This window comes from Rhodococcus sp. A14, from assembly GCF_011603105.1.
GTDB classification, from domain to species: domain Bacteria; phylum Actinomycetota; class Actinomycetes; order Mycobacteriales; family Mycobacteriaceae; genus Rhodococcus_F; species Rhodococcus_F opacus.
In genome coordinates this window covers 41,917-61,822 of record NZ_JAAOQS010000026.1, presented here as the reverse complement: position 1 = coordinate 61,822, position 19,906 = coordinate 41,917, and the positions used below count along the sequence as shown (strand labels likewise).

14 protein-coding genes and 1 pseudogene are annotated in these 19,906 nt (G+C 64.1%); 11 read left to right on the top strand and 4 right to left on the bottom strand.

Translation table 11 applies throughout. The features are described from left to right. The first annotated feature begins 1 nt into the window (after nucleotide 1). The 4 genes from G9373_RS16270 to G9373_RS16255 all read left to right on the top strand — a co-directional run bounded on the left by G9373_RS16270 (nucleotide 2) and on the right by G9373_RS16255 (nucleotide 8,934). A complete protein-coding gene (locus G9373_RS16270; protein ID WP_167115789.1) occupies nucleotides 2-1,984 on the top strand; it encodes a hydantoinase B/oxoprolinase family protein in 1,983 nt (660 codons plus the stop codon). 173 nt (nucleotides 1,985-2,157) lie between these two features. Beyond that, entirely contained in the window at nucleotides 2,158-3,111 is a 954-nt protein-coding gene (locus G9373_RS16265) for a LysR family transcriptional regulator (RefSeq protein WP_167115786.1), read from the top strand. A gap of 671 nt (nucleotides 3,112-3,782) precedes the next feature. After that, the gene (locus tag G9373_RS16260) at nucleotides 3,783-7,034 is read left to right on the top strand and encodes a protein kinase (RefSeq protein ID WP_167115783.1); all 3,252 of its coding nucleotides are present in this window, start codon (nucleotides 3,783-3,785) and stop codon (nucleotides 7,032-7,034) included. Between the two features lie 571 nt (nucleotides 7,035-7,605). Then, entirely contained in the window at nucleotides 7,606-8,934 is a 1,329-nt protein-coding gene (locus tag G9373_RS16255; RefSeq protein WP_167115781.1) for an MmgE/PrpD family protein, read from the top strand. Nucleotides 8,935-9,148: 214 nt separating this feature from the next. Here the strand turns inward: G9373_RS16255 and G9373_RS16250 are convergent, their stop codons facing one another. Beyond that, nucleotides 9,149-9,574, bottom strand: coding sequence for a YciI family protein (locus G9373_RS16250; RefSeq protein WP_167115778.1), 426 nt, complete (start codon nucleotides 9,572-9,574; stop codon nucleotides 9,149-9,151). A 94-nt stretch (nucleotides 9,575-9,668) separates the two neighbouring features. Beyond that, nucleotides 9,669-10,462 (bottom strand): annotated as a pseudogene (locus G9373_RS16245) (phosphoadenosine phosphosulfate reductase family protein). Between the two features lie 188 nt (nucleotides 10,463-10,650). On the opposite strand from G9373_RS16245, the gene G9373_RS16240 reads away from it, so the two are divergent. From G9373_RS16240 to G9373_RS16225, 4 genes are all read left to right on the top strand, one after another. Then, nucleotides 10,651-10,845, top strand: coding sequence for a hypothetical protein (locus tag G9373_RS16240; RefSeq protein ID WP_167115775.1), 195 nt, complete (start codon nucleotides 10,651-10,653; stop codon nucleotides 10,843-10,845). Continuing rightward, nucleotides 10,842-11,312, top strand: a complete 471-nt coding sequence (locus tag G9373_RS16235) for a hypothetical protein (protein WP_206032253.1) — start codon at nucleotides 10,842-10,844, stop codon at nucleotides 11,310-11,312. The genes G9373_RS16240 and G9373_RS16235 overlap by 4 nt, the downstream gene beginning before the upstream one ends. Before the next feature lie 845 nt (nucleotides 11,313-12,157). Then, entirely contained in the window at nucleotides 12,158-13,417 is a 1,260-nt protein-coding gene (locus tag G9373_RS16230) for a hypothetical protein (protein ID WP_167115772.1), read from the top strand. 266 nt (nucleotides 13,418-13,683) lie between these two features. Continuing rightward, the gene (locus G9373_RS16225) at nucleotides 13,684-13,848 is read left to right on the top strand and encodes a hypothetical protein (RefSeq protein ID WP_167115768.1); all 165 of its coding nucleotides are present in this window, start codon (nucleotides 13,684-13,686) and stop codon (nucleotides 13,846-13,848) included. 55 nt (nucleotides 13,849-13,903) lie between these two features. On the opposite strand, the gene G9373_RS16220 is transcribed toward G9373_RS16225, so the two are convergent. After that, nucleotides 13,904-14,206 (bottom strand): hypothetical protein, encoded by a 303-nt coding sequence (locus tag G9373_RS16220; RefSeq protein WP_167115765.1) that lies wholly within the window; start codon nucleotides 14,204-14,206, stop codon nucleotides 13,904-13,906. Nucleotides 14,207-14,669: 463 nt separating this feature from the next. On the opposite strand from G9373_RS16220, the gene G9373_RS16215 reads away from it, so the two are divergent. After that, the gene (locus tag G9373_RS16215) at nucleotides 14,670-15,335 is read left to right on the top strand and encodes a DUF2510 domain-containing protein (protein ID WP_206032259.1); all 666 of its coding nucleotides are present in this window, start codon (nucleotides 14,670-14,672) and stop codon (nucleotides 15,333-15,335) included. 49 nt (nucleotides 15,336-15,384) lie between these two features. After that, on the top strand, nucleotides 15,385-16,179 hold the full coding sequence (locus G9373_RS16210; protein ID WP_167115762.1) for a DUF2971 domain-containing protein: 795 nt from the start codon (nucleotides 15,385-15,387) through the stop codon (nucleotides 16,177-16,179). Between the two features lie 229 nt (nucleotides 16,180-16,408). On the opposite strand, the gene G9373_RS16200 is transcribed toward G9373_RS16210, so the two are convergent. Then, nucleotides 16,409-17,614: an FAD-dependent oxidoreductase gene (locus tag G9373_RS16200; RefSeq protein ID WP_206032252.1), complete on the bottom strand. Its 1,206-nt coding sequence runs from the start codon at nucleotides 17,612-17,614 to the stop codon at nucleotides 16,409-16,411. Nucleotides 17,615-18,622: 1,008 nt separating this feature from the next. Here G9373_RS16200 and G9373_RS16195 point away from each other — a divergent pair. Beyond that, nucleotides 18,623-19,075, top strand: coding sequence for a MaoC family dehydratase (locus G9373_RS16195; protein ID WP_167115756.1), 453 nt, complete (start codon nucleotides 18,623-18,625; stop codon nucleotides 19,073-19,075). Nucleotides 19,076-19,906: the final 831 nt, after the last annotated feature.

Here is a 19,906-nt window from a genome sequence, read left to right as displayed (position 1 = left end):
CATGGATCCGGTAAAGACAGCAATCATGGCCAACCGCTTCCAGGCACTCGCCGACGAAGCCTCGACCATCCTCTACCGCACAGCGCACACCACATTCATCAAGTTGGTCCAAGATTTCCAGTGCGCACTGGTGTCGGCAGATGGCGAAAACGTCGCCTACCCAGCCCAGTCGGGCGTGAACGTGTTCATCGGGTTCTCCATCAAGGGCCTGTTGGAAGAGATCGATGTCGACGCATTGGTGCCCGGTGACATCATCGTCACCAACGATCCTTTCCATACCGATGGACTGGTCACCCACATGATGGACGTCACGATGATCAACCCGATCTTCAACGACGGGAAGCTGGTTGCATTCGGATGGTCCTTTGTCCACGCCTCCGACATCGGGGGCGCAGTCCCCGGGAGCATTGCGCCGTCCAACTCGGAGGTCTTCCAGGAAGGTCTCCGCATCCGGCCGGTCAAGCTTTACAAGGCAGGCGAGCTCAACACTGAGGTCCGCGACGTCATCATGGACAACACGCGCATCCCCGGCGACATCTGGGGGGACCTCCAGGCCGTCGTTGCCGCCCTGCGCACCATGGATCGTCGGGTCAACGAGCTGTGTGCCCGGTACGGACGCGACGGTGTCGAGCAGGCCATGGACGACATCACCGAGCTTGCAGAGATCAAGGCCCGCAAGATTATCCGCGACCTGCCCAACAGCAGCTACACGTTCAGCGACTACGTGGAGGGCTTGAAACCGGGCGAACTAACCTTCCTCCATCTGAAGATGACGATCGAAGACGACGAGGTTGTCTTCGACTTCACCGGCACCGATCCCCAGGTTGCCGCCGCCTACAACATCGTCAGCGGCCGCAGGACGCATCCCTATATCGTTCAGGCGCTCCTGTGGTACATCCTCACCATCGACCCACTTGCGCCGAAGAACGCCGGCCTGCTGCGCCCGATCCGCACCATCGCTCCAGCCGGCACCCTCATCAACGCCGAGTTCCCAGCTGCCGGGGGCAGCCGTATCGCCACCGGCCTACGTGTGTACGACTGCATCCTCGGCTGCCTCAACCAGGCCATCCCGGACGGGTTGGTCGCCGCCGGGCCCGGTCAGGCGGCCATCATCGTGGCCACTGGCGAGGATCCGATCAACGGCGGCAAGCGAGTCACCGTGATCAACCCGCTGGCCGGTGGAGGCGGCGGACGTCGCAGTAGAGACGGGGTGGACGGGGTCGAAGTGCGGTCGGGTTTCCTGCTCAGCGTCCCCACCGAAATCACTGAGGTCGAGACCGTCATGCGCGTACGCCGCTACGCGATCGTCCCCGACACCCAGGCACCGGGCCTCTACCGAGGCGGTGCCGCCCTCGAGCTCGAGCTGGAGAACGTCGGGATGGAAGCGGTCATGACCATTCGTGGAATGAACCGCTTCCACCTGCAGCCTTGGGGTGTTCGCGGTGGCGCCGCTGGTCAGCTCGGCTCCGCGATCCTCAACCCGGAAACTCCCGCCGAGGAGCAGCTCGGCAAGGTGAACGTCCTCTACCTCAAGCGCGGTGACCGGATACGTCTTCGTACACCCACGGGCGGTGGATTCGGTGATCCGTACGGGCGCGACCCGCAACTGGTCGCCAGCGACGTCGAGCGCGGCGTCGTCAGCACTGAACGCGCTCGAGAAGCATACGGTGTGGTCCTCACCGAGGACGGAAAGGTCGATGAGGACCAGACCACACGGTTGCGTGCCAGCCGACCCCACGTCCGTGACGAGGCGCACGTCTTCGACCGAGGGACTGCACGAGACAGGATCGACCACATCTGGCCTCCGGAGGTGCGGTCGAGTCTCGCTCAGGCTGCAATGAAGGCACCGTCCTCGTTGCGACACCACCTGATCCAAGGTGTCCTCAAGCAGTTTGCCGACACCACGGAACCCGTCGCCCTCGGTCCGCTCGAGGCCGCACTCGAAGTGGTCGAGCGCGATCTCCTGGGAACCTCGCACACCTAGAGATGGACCGGGTCTACCTGTGCCACGCGGATGCCTCCACCGCGTGGCACAGGTGAGCGTCTCCAGATGTCGACAATGTTGCCCGGGAGCACCCCTGGGCGACGTGTCACAATGGCGCCTGACCTGTACCTAAGCTCATTCGGCTGGGCGCAGAGGTTACGAAAGGCACGGCATTGGATCTCAAGCAACTGGCCGCACTGATCACCGTTGCTGACGTGGGCAGTGTGACGAAGGCCGCTAAACTTCTGCACCTGGTCCAGCCTGCGGTCACCCGACAGATTCGACTGCTGGAAGAAGAACTCGGTGTCGCGCTATTCCAGCGCACACACCAGGGGATGGTGCTCACGGAGGCCGGCGAGCAGCTGGTCAGGCGGGCACGCCGGGCAATGCAGGAACTGGAGCGCGCAAAGATCGAACTCAGCCCGTCCCCGGAGTTGGTAAAAGGGCACGTCACTATCGGTGTACTCGAAAGCTCCATTGAAACGCTTATCCAGCCGCTTGCCGACACCATCGCCAACAAGCATCCGGCCGTCCATCTCCGGTTCCTCACCGGGTACTCCGGGTACGTGCGTGAATGGCTCGACCACGGCGAGGTCGACGTTGCGATGTTGAACAGCGTCACAAGCGCTCACACGCTGGCGGTCTTTCCGCTGCTGCATGAACAGCTCTGGGTCCTGGCGCCGCCCGACGCAGGCCTGTCCCCGAACAGGCCGGTTTCATGGGCAACCGTGCTCGCCCGACCACTCGTCCTTCCGGTCGGCGGCCTGGGCGTACGGGCAGCAGTCGACCAGGCACACTCCGAGACAGGAGTGCAACCGACGGTCGTAGCAGAATCAAACTCGGGCTTCATTCTCAAGGAACTGGTGTTGGCCGGTCAGGGATGGTCCGTGCTCCCGGCAGTCGCTATCAAGCGCGAGATCGACAGGGGAGTGCTCAGTGGCGCGCCCCTCGTGGACCCTGACATCACGCGCGAGGTCGTGTTGGCCTTCCAACGCGGTGGGCGTACGCCGCCGCAGGTCGAGGCGGTGGCGACTGAGCTAGTCCGGTTGGTCCACCGTTTGGTGCGAAGCGGAGAATGGCCTGGGGCGAAAATGCATTCGGGAGCCGGTGTCGCGCTTAGTCCCTGACTTGCGTCGGATGCCCCCGCCCGCCAAGAGCGGGACGGTTAGGCGCATCACGCCGCGCGGATCGGGCGCCAGAACATCGCCACACCAATTCGGCATTGGGTCCATCAGTGGTCGCGGAAGGTCCTGTTTCGCAACGCGTTTACACGGGAGTCGAGTAGGTGGCCTATTCGGACATCACCAGAGACCAGCGCAGACCCATCCCACCGGAACGAGGGACCCTGTTGTTGGACGCCGTTGTCGCCCGTCTCAACATCATGCTGCGCACGCGCAGCTACCTGGCACGCGCGCAGTACGTACTCACTAATATCGCTCTGGCTCGAGAATGTAGTCCTGGCTCGAGCGAAGGTCGCGCTCAGCAGTGCTGTACGCACATCTGGCCGTGACGTACGACGACTGACAGCCGGTTAGGAAGGCGACAGACCGCGACGACAGGTCCCAGGCGGTATGACCGCCGCCTAGGCCAAGCCCTGGCCGTGGTTCTCGCGCTACCTTTGCGAGCCCTTCAGAGCGCGGTCATGTCCCCTCGGCCGGCATTCAGGCCTACAACATCTGCCAGCGATATCCTTGAGTGCACGCCATCGAGAGATGGATCCACCTTGCGTTTGCGCTGGTTGTGCCGTCGGAACCAGCGTGTGAGAACCCGGAGCCGACGGGGTGAGTTGACCATTGCGATGGGTGAAGGTGATCCGCTCGACACTCAGCGGTACCCGCCGTCCCCGGCCGCGGAGTTGGCAGGATCCGGCTTCGACGATGCCGAGGAGATCGGGCGCGGTGGTTTCGGCGTTGTCTACCGCTGCACCCAAGCGGACCTGGATCGCATCGTGGCGGTGAAGGTGCTCACCGTCGAACTCGACGACGAGAACCGGGCTCGGTTCTTCCGGGAGCAGCGGGCGATGGGGCGGCTGACCGGTCATCCGAACATCGTGAACATTCTGCAGGTCGGAGCGACCGCGAGCGGTCTTCCCTACATTGTGATGCCGTATCACCCGCAGGATTCGCTGGAGGCCCGGGTCCGCAAGGGCGGCCCGCTCCCCTTGGATCAGGTCCTTCGGTTGGGGGTGAAGATGGCCGGCGCGGTGGAGTCGGCGCACCGGCTCGGCATCCTGCATCGCGACGTCAAACCGGCGAACATTCTGCTCACTGAGTACGGCGAGCCGGAGTTGGCCGATTTTGGCATCGCGCACATCAGCGGCGGCTTCGAGACGGCGACCGGGGCGGTCACCGGGTCGCCGGCGTATACCGCGCCGGAGGTGCTCGGCGGTGATCCGCCGAGTCCGGCGGCCGATGTCTACGGGCTCGGCGCCACGTTGTTCAGTGCGCTGACCGGGCATGCCGCGTTCGAGCGGCGCAGCGGTGAGCAGGTGGTCGCGCAGTTTCTGCGGATCACCACGCAGGCGGTGCCCGATCTGCGTGAGCACGGGATCCCCGAGGACGTGTCCGCGGTGATCGCGCGGGCGATGTCCCGCGAGCCCGGTCAGCGCCCGGCCACCGCCGCCGACTTCGGGGAGGAGCTGCGGGGGCTGCAACGCGCCCACGGCTTCCTCGTCGACGAGATGGCCCTCCGCGCAGATGCCGATTCAGAGGTCAGTGATCGACTACTGACGTCGGGTGGCCGGCGCCCACCGCAACGCGCCTCGACCACGGGAGACCTTCCTCTGGAACTGACGAGTTTCGTCGGTCGCCGACACGAGCTCACGGAGGCGAAGAATCTGCTGGCCGGTTCTCGGCTGGTGACGTTGACGGGGATCGGGGGTGTGGGTAAGACGCGGTTGGCGATGCGGGTGGCGGCGAGTGTGCAGCGCGACTACAGCGACGGTGTGCGCCTGGTGGAGTTGGGTGAGCTACGTGATGGGTCGTCCTTGGTCGATGCGGTGGCCGCCGCGGTGGGGGTGCGGGACCATTCGGCGAGGCCGCTGCGTGAGGTTCTGGTCGAGTTCCTCGTGCCGCGGGAGGTGCTGTTGGTCCTCGACAACTGTGAGCATGTGGTGGACGCCGTGGCGGAATTGGCGGAGGCCCTGTTGCGAGTCTGCCCGGGGTTGCGGGTTATGGCGACCAGCCGTGAACCCCTGGGTATCGGTGGGGAGGCGGTGCTTCGGGTTCCTCCTTTGGCTGTCCCGGATCCCGGGCGGCGGACCTCGTTGCGGGGGTTGCCCAAATACGATGCGGCGTCGTTGTTCGTCGAACGCGCTGCTGCCGCGGTTCCGGGGTTCGCGCTCACCGAGGACAACGCAGCGACGGTGGCGGGGATCTGTCACCGTCTCGACGGGTTGCCGCTGTCGATCGAGTTGGCGGCGGCGCGGTTGCGGGCGATGTCGCCCGAGCAGATCCTTGGGCGGCTGACTGACCGCTACGCCCTGCTGACCCGCGGCAGCCGGGGTGCGCCGACGCGGCAACAGACGCTGCGGTTGTGTATCGACTGGAGTTTCGAGTTGTGCACCGCCGGTGAGCAACTGGTGTGGGATCGGGTGGCGGTCTTCGCGGGAAGTTTCGAACTCGATGCGGCGGAGCAGGTGTGTGGCGAGGGCCTCGACCCGGACGAGTTGCTGGATACGCTGACGTCTTTGGTGGAGAAGTCGATCCTGATCCGGGAGGAGCACGGGTCGGTGGTGCGGTTTCGGATGCTCGAGACTCTCCGTGAGTATGGCTTCGAGAAACTCGAGCAGACCGGTGAGGCTGTGGCGTTGCGTCGCCGGCACCGGGACTGGTACGAGGCGTTGGCGCTGGATGCGGAGGTCGAGTGGATCAGTGCCCACCAACTCGACTGGATCGCCCGCCTGAAGCGGGAACAGCCGAATCTGAGGGAGGCCCTCGAATTCAGCATCGACGACGATCCCGCCGCTGGCCTGCGCACCGCGACTACCCTGTACTGGTTCTGGCTTTCCCAAGGGCTCTACAGCGAGGGGCGGCGCTGGATTGACCAACTGCTCGCTCACCAGAGCGGCCCACCCACACTCGAGTGGGTCAAGGGGCTCTACTGCGCCAGCGTGATGGCAGAAACGCAGGGTGACCTCCACACCGGGGCAAAACTCGTCGAGGAGGGGCGCACCCTCATCGCGGCCACAAGCGACCCGATGATGCGCGCATTTGTCGCCAACGCGGACGGAATGCTTGCCCTCTACAGCGGTGACCTCCCACGCGCGTCCTTGCACCTCGAAACCTCACTCGCGGAGTTCAGCGCGCGGGGGCAACGGACACTCGAAACAAGCACCCTGTACCTATTGGGTTTGGCGTATGGGCTGAGCGGCTTGACGGAGCAGGCGATCGAATGCCATGAACGTGTACTCGCGATCACGGAAATATACGGCGAGAAGATGTATCGATCGCGGTCTCTGTGGGCTCTGGGAACTGACCTGTGGCGACAGGGTGATGCCGGTCGTGCGGTCCGGCTCCTCGAACAATCTCTCGAGCTGAACAGGCAGTTGCACAACCGCGTGACCACCTCATGCCTCGAGACGCTGGCCTGGATCAGCGTTGAACACGATGCACTCCGGTCAGCAGTTCTGATGGGAGCTGCAGACGGGCTCGCGCGGTCGATTGGCAGTACGGCGATCACGCATTTCAATCTGATTGCTTACCACCAGAATTGCGAACAGAAAGCCCGGCAAAAACTCGGGGACAAAGCATTCGGAGCGGCCCATCGCAAGGGCGAACAGCTCGGCTTCGACGCGGCCATCGCCTACGCCCTGCACGAGCAAACGCCGAGCACCTCCACGCCCGCCGGCGACGCGTCGCCGCGACTGACCAAGAGGGAACGCCAAGTCGCCAAACTGATCGCCGAAGGCCTGACGAACCAGGCCATCGCCGAACGCCTGGTGATCTCACCCCGCACCGCACAAGGTCATGTGGAGCACATCCTGGCCAAGCTGGACTTCATCTCTCGGGCACAAGTCGCAGCCTGGGTCGCCGAGCAGGCACACGAATGAAGTGAACGAACGCGCCGCCTGAGTGGTCAAGCGAGCTCTGCTGTTTGCAGTTTTCGCGGAATGGGGTGGGGACTGTAGCGAGTTCTTTCGGAGAGTTCCGGAAATCTGCGTCGTAGGGCGGGGTGATGCGACTGCTTTCCAGGGGGGATACGCCGTCGGTCAAGGTGAGCCCCCCCGGTTGGAGGGTCTTGACTCTCCACACAATCGCATGGTTTAGTACGTAACTAATCAAATGTAACTAGTTACATTGGTGTGCGCGAGGCCGGGTATCGGGGTCTCTGGAGGAGCAAGTCGTCAAGCCGTTCACGCTGAAGGCGGGTATCCCAGGTCCGGTGCATGGACTCACGGGCGGGCGAGGCTGTTCTGCTCGCTTCGGTGACGCTGCAATAGTCGAAAGGTGAGCAATGCATAATCGTCGCGATCGTCATATCGCTAACAGAGAGAGGAAGACTCGACCCCCGGGGGATCCTGTCATCAACGCTGGCGCAACGCATCTCACTAGCCCCGGCATGGTCCTGGCCAACGGTCTCGTCGAGATGGAGAACATCGTTCTGTTGAAGGCGGATCGCTGATGAGCACACCCATCACGGCAACCGCCCAAGTCGCAGAACTCGCCGCTACCAGCCGGATTCCCGCATCGGGAACTGCTGGGCGCGAAAAGCTGGTTAGCTGCGTGCTCGACCATCTCACGTGCCTGCTGGCCGGACAAAAATGCCCACACGTGGCAGCTCCACGGCAGTGGGCCGTGGCCGCAGGCGGTGCAGAAGAAGCAACGGCCGTAGGAGGTAGCCGACTACCCGCATTCCTCGCCGCGTACGTCAACGGTCAGACGGCGAATGGCCTGGACTGGGACGACATGCTCGTCGGGCATCCCGGCTCGGCGATCATCAGCGCAGCCATTGCGGCGTGTGAAAGTAACGGCGGATCGCTCGCTGATGCTGCCCGCGGAGTCATGGCCGGCTACGAAGTCCATTGGGCGCTGTCCAGGGCCGCTCATCCCTCAGCAGGTCGCTCGTCAATCGTTCGCGGATTTACCGCCTGGGAAGCAGTGGCTGCAACTGCTGCTGCCGCGGTTGCACGCTCAGCGAGCGAGGCGACGATCGCCCGCGCACTGGGCGTTGTAGCAACCCACGCCCCAGTTCCATACCTAGGCAAGTGGTATGAACGGCCGGTGCCCTCCGTCAAGAACAACCTCGGCTGGGCGGCCGCGATCGGGGTCATGTCCACACAGCTAGCCGAACAAGGTGTCTCAGGCGTCACGAACGTCCTGGACGGCCCCAACGGACTGTGGGTAATGGCCGGCTCCGACAAATGGGATTGGCAGCCTTCCGGCGATGCAATGGCCGCGATTGAACGGGTCGGCTTCAAGCAATACCCCGCCTGTTGGCACATCCAAGAACAGCTGGTTACCGTGGCAGACCTGCTGACACGTAGCCCGATCGGTGGACGGCAGGACGTGGTGGTCACCTACGGAGGTCCGCCTGCCCTGCGAAGGTTCATGGATTGGGCGCCGGCAGGTTCAGCCGACCTCGCCTTCAGCCTGCCCACACTGACGGCCCTTCTGCTCGACGGCCAGAACTTGGACAGCACAACACTGTACGATCCAGCGAACGTCTCCCGCGCAGTCCGCAAGGCTGAAAATTGCGTGCGCTACCAGGAAGACGGGCGTAGCTGGGTACGCATAGCCGACACTTCCGGCTCGGAACTGAGTTCTGACATCACTGACCGTGACGAATTCAACCCGGGACCCCGTGGCCTCAACGCCGACGAGGTAGTAGCGAAGTACCTGCGGACCGCCGAACCCATTCTCGGAGACGGGCGCGCTGACGAGCTGAAAACGATCGTCGAAGGAGATTGGGAAGCACACAAGATCACCGAACTGACAGCCTATTTCAGCTGATCCCGGTGACCATCCCGCAGACAGATTATCGCGATCGTCAATGCCGTCCGAGTCCCTCCCTCTCGGTCAAGTGCGTTTCGCGCCCTCAGGTAAGTCCCTCTGGATGAGTGAGGGCGGATCCCCAGTGGTTCTGCCCTCACTCATTATGTTCGCGTAAGCGACGCGGTGCAGGCCTACTCTCTCGCCGCGATCAGAGGATCGAGGGGACATGTCATCACCCGTGGTGAAAACCGCACTCCGTAACGGTCGGAGAGGCCGCCAGGAACGGGCGCATCTCGAGCCATTCGTGGATGGGTTTCCCATCCGCTCCTGGGGCCGCGGACAGCTCGCCGGCCAGTTCGAGTGCTCGCTCGTGGGTTTCGACGTCGATCACCATCCAGCCGGCGATCAGGTCCTTGGTCTCCGCGAACGGGCCGTCGGTGACCGGCGGCCGTCCCTCGCCGTCGTAGCGGACGAACGTGTCCTCGGGGGAGAGGGCCTGACTGTCGACGAACTCGCCGGTGCCCTCGAGCCGGGCGGCGAAGTCGTTCATGTACTGCACGTGGGCGCAGATTTCCTCCGGCGTCCACTGGTCCATCGGGACGTCGTTGAGCGATGCGGGCGCGCCACGGTAGTGCTTGAGCAGCAGGTACTTGGCCATCATGTTCTCCTTTGGTGCGGTGCGGCCCATTCTGGCCGTTTCACTCCGGGGACGAAGCCGTGGGCGGGTTCTCGACATACCCCGGCGACATCTCCTAGCTCAGTTGTCGGATGCGGGGGAGTACATCGACGAGTTGCTCGAAGAGTGTGGGCCACCCGCGGCGGAGCCAGGTCAGACGGCCGCGGTCGAGGTGGCCACCATCGATGAGGTGGGAGAGGCGGTGCTGCTGCTCGGGGACACCCAGCTCACGGAGTTTGGCATAGACCGGGTTCACGGGCAGTTGATGTCGGGCGATGTATGCCCACACGTCCTCGGTGGTCCAGTCCCAGATCGGCCCGTACGCGGTGGTGCCGTCGCCGCGGGAGATGACGCCGTCCCTGCGGCCACCTCGGGTGTAGAGCAGGCGGCGGGTGGCGGATTCGTCGGCCCGTACACCCCTAGCTCGCCGGGCCCGAGGAGCTGGTGGGCCCGGCGGGCGGGCGCGGTGATCAGCACCTCGTGCAGATCGACGGGCGTGCCGACCGGGGCGCAGTGGTCCCAGTGGCCGGAGTCGGCGAGGACCTGCAGTAACGGCGGGTCGGTGGGGATGCGGTGCAGGTCCAGGCGCCAGGTGTGGGCGAGTTCGGTGAGGTAGTCGTAGGTTTCGGGGTAGTCGAGGCCGGAGTCGAAGAACACCACCGGCACCTCCGGTTCGACGCGGCGGGCCAGGTCGAGGACGATCAGCGAGTCGTTGCCACCGGAGAACGCGACGTACCCGTCATGGGCGGCGAGGTGCGCGTCGATCCGCGCGGTGATGTCCACGACGGCCGCGGCACTGTTCTTGGTCGACGGTGCCCGGAGCCCGCGCAAGGTGGCGAGGTCCAGGCCTGGGTCCGGTGTCGTCACCACAGGGGTCAGGCTACGGCCTCGACCCCACACGTCACTGAACCGCTCCCGTGTCGACGTGGGGACCTATGGCCCATATGGGTGCTAATAGTCGATAGCGACGCCACGGTGGGGCCCGGTGGCCGCGCCGCGATGCGACATGGCGTCTCCGCTCCTCGGTACCGGCGGTGTGCTGCGGTTGAATGGGCGGTATGGGGTCGTCCGCGGTGGAGCAGCTGTGGCAGACGTTGTCCGAGAACGGGTTGGCGTTGGTGTGTGTCCGGGGTTCGCAGTGTGAGTGGGCGGATCTGATGACGGTCGGGGATCGAGCGGCGGGGGAGCTTGCCTGGCGCGAGATCGCCGAGCAGTACCCCCTCGACAACGTCCACCGCACTTCGGCGCCGTGACGGCGCCGAAGCTGACGGGGGCGGAGTCGGATGTGGTGTGGACCGCTTACGTCGCCGCGGTTGGAGTCCCGGAACACGCCGAGCCCGCGGATCGGGTGGCTGGGTGCGCGCGGTGCGGCCACGCCACGAGGGAGATGACGCCGGTCGGGCAGGTGATTTCCCGACGGTTCACCGGGTTCGAGTCCTGGACGGACCTGGCTGGCAGGCGCCTGTGTGCGGTGTGCGTGTGGGTGTACCGGAACCGGCCGCTGCGTACGGACGCACACGTCATCACCCGGAGCCCGGCGACGCTGCGGGCGGCGAACCCGGCACTGCTACATTGGGTGCTCTCCATCCCGGTCGGCGCGGACACGGCGGCGATCGTGCCGTTGCGGCCGGGCCGGAAACATCTTCTGCCTGATGCCAGGTGGGTGCACGTGAGTGTGAATCCGCAGTTCGATCTCCGTTCCGGTGCGCGCCCGCTGTGATGATGTGGTGATCCGCGAAGCGTCCTGTACGGCCAGGTTCGGCAGCGCCTGGTGGCCGTCGGCGCGGATGCTGCCTGGATCAGCGGACATGGGGCAAGGGTACGGGCCGCCGATACACGGCCGGCGGAGTGATGGCGATTAGTCCGACCGGCGATCGATCCGGCATATGGGGTCTTGACCTGCAGTGATGACAGGTCCCCTAACGGAAGGACTGGGCCGGTACTGGAGTGTGCGCAGGTTCGTTCAGGTCGCTGCGCGAGGTATCGACCGATCTCAGCTGGTCATGACGTTGGGCGCCGGACTTTGTAACTCGCGCATGGTTTCACTCGTATCTGGTGGATGCCATGAGTTACGTGTGCAATCCGCGAGTTGCTAGCGGATTCCGGTTCTCGTCGGCCGGGAGGTCACCAACCCACAGCTTTCTGCACCGTTTAACGTACCCAACCGGCGACCTTCACCGGACGGGTCAAACGGCGATCCGCCAGCTCAGACCGATGCCGGTGAACGCCTGTCCGGGACGGTGCCGGTCAGCGTTCGGTTATCCGGGCGTGCGTCCAACCGGCGCGATGATCGCTTTCTGACAACTTGCACACGCGTCGCGCCTAAGGCGAACTCCGTGCAGAATCACCGGGTCTCAGCGCAAGGCATTGCTGTAGATTTGCCGCCGCTGTTTGGCTCACCTCCGTCTACGAGTCGGGAGACTCGCAGGAGTCAAGTCCGTACATGTAAATGATTCTTCTGGACAGAATCCCGCTGGCCTTCAGCTCGATTCGGCAGCCTTCGTAGTTGACTGTCCGCTCCGTAGCTACGATCTCCTAGAATTGAATCAAGGAGAGCGAGAGCACGTGACCGAAAGTCTGGGCAACGAGTCCTATCTCCGCCCACAACATGAGTACACCCGACCATCGGACACACTATGGATTGATGGATCCGTACCGCTTGAGAGCGTCACCGGCTATGACAACGAGGAGCTCCTCGAGTCACTCCCACTCGGTGAAGTCATTTCCTTGGAGCTGGTACCAGAGCCGGGCAATCCAGCCGACGCTCTTGCCGTAGCTCTAGATGTCGATGGGCTACGCATCGGGTACTTACGACGAGGGATGGCCGCATCGATGCACTCCGTTGTCGTCGATGCGAATCGTCAGGGCTACCAGGTACTGGCGCATGCAAAAGTGTTCCGAGTGCGCCACGGACGGATGCTGAAGACAAAGAATGGGAAGGTTCTTCGATCCGAACTCGACCCCGATGGATACAGCGGCTACGCCGATCTGGATCTTCGGGGCACATGGCCCGAGAATCTATCCGCGTGGCTGGCGATGCCTGCGAACGTACGGGGTTCAGAATTCTTCGAATTCGCATGGCACAAGGCTGACCGGCAATCCGTCCTTCAGGAGCAACTTCGCGCCGCTCTGGATGGACAGCCGCATCGAATCGTCGGATGTGAACTCCTGCTCGGAACAACTGAAGACGGAATGGCTGTCGACGTGTACGTCGACGATATCCATCTCGGGACCCTGCGGCCCCAGTCCCGAAATGAGCACGCTGCACTGATCGCCCATGTGCGTGCGGGCTGCCGGATAGGGATCGCGAAACTGCATCAATGGCCGGACAACGTCGAGCTTCAGGTGGCGCTGCCGGGGTTCACCGAGCGTGTCATCGACGACCCCGACGAGTTGGCCCGCGAACACTCCGGTGAGCGGTTTCTGTGGGCGGATGAGCGGCAAGCCCGAGACGACGCGCAGCATGCCGAATGGGAGGACCAATGGGAACGCGCAGCTAAAGCCGATCAGTATCAGGGAAAGCCGACTCACGAATGGAGCGGCCCGATCGATGAGCTGAAACGCGCCGGGGAGTACGAAAAAGCGCTCGCAATACTACTTCCCGTGATTGCAGCCCAGGCCGAGGCAGATAAGATTCTGGACCGGCCAACATCGGGCTACTACACCGAGCAGGCGGCAATCATTTACCGCAAGCTCAAGCACTACCGCGGTGAAATCGCGGTCCTCGAACAACACTTGGCTGGCCGGATACCCGGCGATGCGCCAGCCGGGCTCGTTGCTCGCCTCGCCAGGGCACGCATTCTGGAGAAGAAGGCGACAACGTGAACCATTGCTTGAGACGCAGACGGTGATCTGAACACGTATCGCCCGACGCGATAGTGGGGACCGCGCGGGTCCGGATCGATTGGCACCGCCGATTACCGTCGCAGAAACGCGTTCCGCTTGATGATCCGCTATCGGCGCAGCACTGTGGCGCCGCCCCGTTGCGGCAGTCTAGCCACGATTGGACCCGGCAAATATCGGCGGCTTGCACACCGAACCCGTACGGGTTAGTCATGTCTTAGGCCGAGAATCCGGGAACCCGAGCGGGTTTGAATCTGGGTGACCGCGTCAAGGTGCACGCCGAAGGCACCTCGGAGTTCGTCATCGTGAGCATCGACGGCGAGGACGCGGTGATCGAGTCGGTGCGCGACGACGTTCCCGGTCGTTTCCCCTTCCATGCCCGCCTCGACCGGTTGGTTCCGGTCGAGTCCTGACCTCAGACAAGAAATGCCATCTGAACAGTGGAGATGACACGTCCCCTCGCGTGGGCTATCGCCCGCTCGTCGCGGCGATCGCGTCGGTGATCTGCCCGCGCTGCTCGGCGGTCAGGTCGCGGACCCGGGCGTCGTCGCCAATGCCGAGCATGACCATGACCCCGGCCGGCCCGATCCCGGATCCGCGCATGTACGCGGTGAGGACGTCGAAGACGAGTAGGTCGGCGGCGATCCGGTCGCGTCGGCGGTACAGCAGCGACGTCAGCGGTATGTGCCCGGACAGTAGGTCGTCGGTTCTCCTCTGACGCACGGCGTTCAGACTGACGATCTTCTGGTCGTCAGGTTCGGGTGTCGGCACTGGGGTTCCTCTCGGTCGGCAGGCGGCAACGGCGGATCACGCGCAACGGGGGTGGTGTTCGCGCCGGCCTAACTTGTGCGGTCCGAGTTGCGGTTGCGGGATCGCCACCCGAGCCAGACGCCGCCTGCGGCGAGGACGACACCGGCGAGGGCCAGTCCAGTCGCGGGCCAATCGACCACCAAAACGGTGGGGGTGGTGTGCGCCCTCGGCCGAAAGGCACTGTCGCCTGATGTCATTCGCACGATATACACACTGCGTGTAGAAGGAGGTCACCGGACGTAGCGCGGCAGTGAAGGTGTAACAATCCACGGAGAATCCGCAACCGTTTCCGAATCTCAAGGGCAAGCGGACGTGCCCACCGGCGCCTGACAGTTCGGCGGGCCACAGCACAGATCGAGGAGAACTCCCAAAGTGACCGCTCCGACGGCCCCCCGGATGGCACCAGGACCCGGCAGACGCGAACCTGCTGCGCTACTGGGACGGGAGGCAGTGGACCGAGCAGACCCAGCCGAAGCCGTCCCAGACACCCACTCCACGGAAGGGCGGCGTGGGGAAGGTCCTGCTCATTCTGGCGGCGGTGCTGGTAGTCATGGGAATTCTCGGTGCGGTCTTCGGTGGTGGGGACAAGAAGGACGACAAGCCGGCGGCCGCGGCGGCGACAACGACCGCCACAACGACACACGCCACCACGCCACGGCCTACAACGACGTCGGCGGCACCCTCATCGACCACTCCACCGGCCGCGGCCGCACCGACCACGACGCAGGCCCCGGCCCCGGCGCCGCGACCCGCGGTTCCGGCTTCTGACCCGCGCTGCGCCCCGGCGAACGAAACGCTCGTGGCCCTCGTCGAGTCAGGGTTCTCCGCGTCGGGCCTTTCGCTCATCAACGGCACAGTGATCGACTCCGGTCCGTACACCTTCCTGGGCGGCACCACCGTCGACACGACCGGCAAGATGAAGAACCGCTCCGACGTCTGGGTGATCGCGAACGGCGCGGTCTATGCCTCGACCGGTGGCGCCCGTAACACCACCACCTGGCCCAAGGCCAGCGCCGCCCCGCTGAAGATCTCCCCCGGTGACGAGATCGTCCAAGCCCTCGACACCTGCGTCGTGAACCTGACGCGGTGATCAGAGCCGTGGCACCGGAGACTTACCCCACCAAACTGCCTGACACCTTGTGGCACTACACGACCGCCGCGGGACTCCTCGGAATCCTCGGCAAGGTGAAACCCAGCCGGACAACGCGGCTGCCGGGGATGCCACGATCACGTCCTCCGACGGGTTCACGGTTTCGGGATCCGAATTCCAGGCCGTGTTTCGGGCAACTGCGATCGAGTACCTCAACGACCATCTGGAAATCATCCACGGGCCGCAGTTCCTCAAGCAAGCCATCGTGGCCTACGCCGAGCAGTTGAAGGCAATCAACTACGGGCCGAACGACCGGCATGAGATCGCCAACCCCGCGGACAAAGCGAAGTTCTTTCGAGCTCTCTGTGATTGCATCGACCAGATCGCCGCCCGAGGCTACGAGCACCACATCCACTGCTACACGACCTCGTTCTCGACGGAACCAGATGTGCTCAGCCAGTGGCGCGGCAACGGCGGCGGAACCAGTGGATTCGCCATCGGCGTGGACTTTTCGAAGTTTCCGAAGCGCCGCGCGGAAGGGTCATTCTTTCATCGACAGCCCTTCCTCACTTCCGTTCACTACGGCCACGACAAAGTGCCGGCCGAAGTGACCGCCGAACTCGAGCAGTGGCTGCACCACTGGGTCTACGCGAAGACCCAGGCGACGAAGCCGACGGGGCAAATGTTGAGCGAATGCGTCCGGTGGATGTCAGCGCTGGCGGCACGGATCAAGCATCCGGGCTTCTTCGAGGAGAAAGAGTGGCGCTACGTCGACCTCAATTACTACGGCGCCCACGCGTATCGAGACGGCGGAACCTTGTGGTCTTACCGCACCGTTGGGTGATCGAACGGACGCTGTTGTGGCTGGTGCGCTGTCGCCGCCTCGACCACGACTATGTGCGCCTGCCCGCACACTCGGAGCCGTTCATCAAGTGGGCCATGATCGGGCTCATGACACGACGACTCGCACCGACCGGACTCCGACTATGGCAATCGCCCCGCGAATCGTGACCATTTCCAAACACTTACTTATACCCGTGCGCTGCCGCCCTGGAAGGTGGGGAGAACCCCGATCAGCAGGTCCCTGACGCGGCCTCGAGGGCCTCGCCGATCGGAGTTCCCGCCGCGATCTTGCCCCGCATCTTCATGACGCCCCCCGCCATTCCACCGCCGACGACACCGGCCAGGATGCCGTCCCGCTCGTAGTAGGCGAGGAACTTGCGGCCGTCGTCCTTGATCACGTGCACCTCGTCGGTGGCCGCCACCGTGCCCAGTGCCTGGATCTTGATGTCGTACTGGTCGCTCCAGAAGTACGGCACCTGAGCGGCGGGATTCTCGTCGCCGGTCCCGGTCAACGCCCCGGCGAGGATCTTGGCCTGCTCACCGGCATTGCTCCAGTGCTCGACGCGCTTGCGCCCGCCCACCTGCAACTGCCACGCGGCCACGTCGCCGACCGCCCACACGTGCGGGACCGCCGTGCGTCCCACGCCGTCGCACACCACACCGTTGTCCAGTTCGACACCCGAGCGGTCGAGCCACGCGGTGACCGGCACCGACCCGACACCGATCGCCACGACGTCGACGTCCACCTCGGTTCCGTCGCCGAGGACGGCTCCGGTGACCCGGTCGGTGCCCACCAGCGACGTGAGCCCGACACCGGCCCGCAGGTCGACCCCCTCGCCGGTGTGCAGGCGGGCGACGAGTCCGCCGACCTTCTCGCCGAGCACGGACGCGAGCGGCGTCGGCTGCGGCTCCACCAGCACCACGTCGAGACCACCGGCCCGCATGCTCGCCGCCAGCTCGCAGCCGATGAACCCCGCCCCGACGATCAGTGCGCGCTTGCCCTCGGCGAGGTCCGCGCGCAACGCCAGGCTCTCGTCGATGGACCGGAGAACGTGGACGCCCGCGAGGTCGGGCAGACCCGGTATCCGCCGCGGCACGAGGCCGGTGGCGATCACCAGTTCGTCGTAGCCGAGTTCGCTGCCGTCGGCGAGTCTCAGGATGCGGGAACCGGTGTCCACCGCGACCGCCTCGACACCCAGACGCAACTGGATGTTCTTCTCGTCGAAGAACTCACGCGGCTTGAGCGTGGTGTCGCTCGTCTCCCCGCGCATCACTTCCTTCGACAGCGGTGGACGGTCGTAGGGAAGGTGCGGTTCACCGCCGAGAAGAACCAGGTCACCCTCGTATCCGGCCCGCCGGAGCTCCTCGGCGGTGCGCAGACCTGCCAGGCCCGCTCCGACGATCACAATTTTCTGCACTGTCCCGTACCAGCCCATTCTGCCCGTGCGACGGGCATGATCACCATCGCGTGTGTGTACAAGTCATATCAAACGGGGTGCTGCGAGGTCCATGCGGTCGCGGTGAATACGTCTCAGCGGTAATGAAATTCCGGGGTTGCGCCCATTACGATAGATATTCCTATTGCTGTCAAGCTGTCGGCGGCGAGGAATTGGAGGTGACTGCTGCTCGCCGATCGTGTCGTCTACGTTGTCAATTTCCGCATGAAATCCGAGGTCCACCTTCAAGGGCAACCTTAATGTTGAAGTCTTCCCACAGCGCGGACCATCAGTGAGGACACCGCGATTCCGTTGCCCGAGAGGGTGTCAGGCCGCCATCGCATGCGTCGGCGGCCTTGACTTTCCGTGTTTCACCGCGACGTGACATATCATCAGCGGACAGTTCCAATGCCACCCGAGTGTAGTCCAATTGTCGACGAACAGATCCCCTACGGTTCCGGCAGGACGCAATCGCCACATCGGGCTGGTGTCACTCGCATGACGCGACGTTGATGCATCGTCTCAAATCTCGTCTCGCGCGCCACCCTGCAAATGGTGGGCTGGTGAAGCTCGCGGTCTAAGGCGATTCGACGCCCTGGCCGCAACCCGTTGATCCAGATCGATGCAGGTCGTGGCGTGGTTGACCCCGGTAGCCGCGAGCGCCGGGCAGTTCAGGCTGCCACAAAAGCGTGCCGACTGAGGGTATGACGCGCACGCTGCCTGCCGGGCCGGACCCCCGATGGGCAATCTGCAGCTTAGGTACTCGTCCTTGACGTCGAGACGGAGACCGCCTATCTTTCTATTCATTATTAAATAACGAGGTGCTTTTCAGCTGATCAGCGTCGGGTATTCGCTTTGTGCTCGCGGTAGCGTCTGACGGGTCTTTCCAGGAGGCGGACAGTAGTGTTCGGGCGGTCAACTGCGGGCCATCCCGGCTCGTCGCTGCCCGACCATAGTTGAACTAGCTGCCATAACCGCTCCATAACCGGGCAGACACAAGGAGAGTCAATGCGCCTATTCCAGAAAATAGACGAGGTCGAGGCCGCCGTCGGCGATCACCTCGGCCACAGCGACTGGCTTGAGATCACGCAGGACCGCGTGAATGCGTTCGCCGACGCCACCGATGATCACCAGTGGATCCATGTCGACCCCGAGCGGGCGGCGCAGGGTCCGTTCGGTGGCCCGATCGCGCACGGCTACCTCACGCTTTCGCTGTTACCGAGGCTCAGTGCCGACCTGATGCGCGTCGATGGCGTGAAACTTGTCATCAACTACGGGCTGAACAAGTTGCGCTTCCCACAGCCAGTGAGGGTGGGGGCATCGATCCGGGTAGGCGGCGAGATTGCGTCGTTCGAGCACGCCAGGCAGGGCTCGCGGGTGGTCGTGAAGTACACCATCGAGATCAAGGGTGAGGACAAGCCTGCGTGTGTTGCAGAGTCTGTTCGCGTCCTAGTGCCTTGAGGGGCAGAGCATCCGCAAGGGAGCACTGGTTAGCCAGGCACCCCGATCGGCCGCTTTGGCGGCGGATGACGTGACGTGCCAGCCGAGTCCCTGGCAGCCGCGGTGATCAGAAGCGAACCGCCGAGTTGATGTGTGCCACGGGTCAGCAGCCTCGGCGTCGATCTTCCGATTCCATCGCAACCCGAGCGGTTGTGTATGAGCGCGCCGAGAGGTTACCTCTGCCGTCGTCACGGGGGCATGCATATCCGTGTTTGCCGGAAAGGGCATCGCGTCCCCTTCGTCCCGAGGCAGAGCCTTCAGGCAGGCCCCTATCGGGTATCGCCGCGGAAGGAGAATCGTGCGGCCGCGAGCGAACCCGAAACCGCGCCTTGTTGTCCCTGGGGTAGGGAAGGCCACAAGAGGTGGAAGCCTAGCGTTGAGATTCTGGTCGACGGTCTCGGACAACGAACACGAGACAGATCCGAGATGAACTGAATCGGAACCCGCGGCCCGGTGACCGAGACCAAGCTGGCGGACAAGCCTGCCGCCTGTGTGGCCAGATCTAGACGACCAAACGCGATCACGATCCATCATCGCGAGCACGGGATGTGGACGAGTCGGTCGCACTCGACGCCTTTGCACCGCAGAGCGGCTGCAGCAGGCAGTCGACGCTTCTGCTCCCGAAGGATTCGGGCCGATCGACGACACCCCCCGCAACTCCGCTAGTGCCCTACCCGGGAACCTGTGCCTGTTCGGGTCGGCACGCCGTCCGGTTGCGGTGTAACGGGCACGGCACCGGTCATTTTGGTCGGGTGACAGAGTACGAGTGCACTCGCTCGACGATAACGAGGG

Excerpts from the sequence above, each read along its gene's own strand:
- G9373_RS16270 (WP_167115789.1), top strand. The coding sequence starts at position 2 with ATGGATCCGGTAAAGACAGCAATCATGGCCAACCGCTTCCAGGCACTC.
- G9373_RS16260 (WP_167115783.1), top strand. The coding sequence starts at position 3,783 with ATGGGTGAAGGTGATCCGCTCGACACTCAGCGGTACCCGCCGTCCCCG.
- G9373_RS16255 (WP_167115781.1), top strand. The coding sequence starts at position 7,606 with ATGAGCACACCCATCACGGCAACCGCCCAAGTCGCAGAACTCGCCGCT.
- G9373_RS16250 (WP_167115778.1), bottom strand. The coding sequence starts at position 9,574 with ATGGCCAAGTACCTGCTGCTCAAGCACTACCGTGGCGCGCCCGCATCG.
- G9373_RS16240 (WP_167115775.1), top strand. The coding sequence starts at position 10,651 with ATGGGGTCGTCCGCGGTGGAGCAGCTGTGGCAGACGTTGTCCGAGAAC.
- G9373_RS16200 (WP_206032252.1), bottom strand. The coding sequence starts at position 17,614 with ATGGGCTGGTACGGGACAGTGCAGAAAATTGTGATCGTCGGAGCGGGC.
- G9373_RS16195 (WP_167115756.1), top strand. The coding sequence starts at position 18,623 with ATGCGCCTATTCCAGAAAATAGACGAGGTCGAGGCCGCCGTCGGCGAT.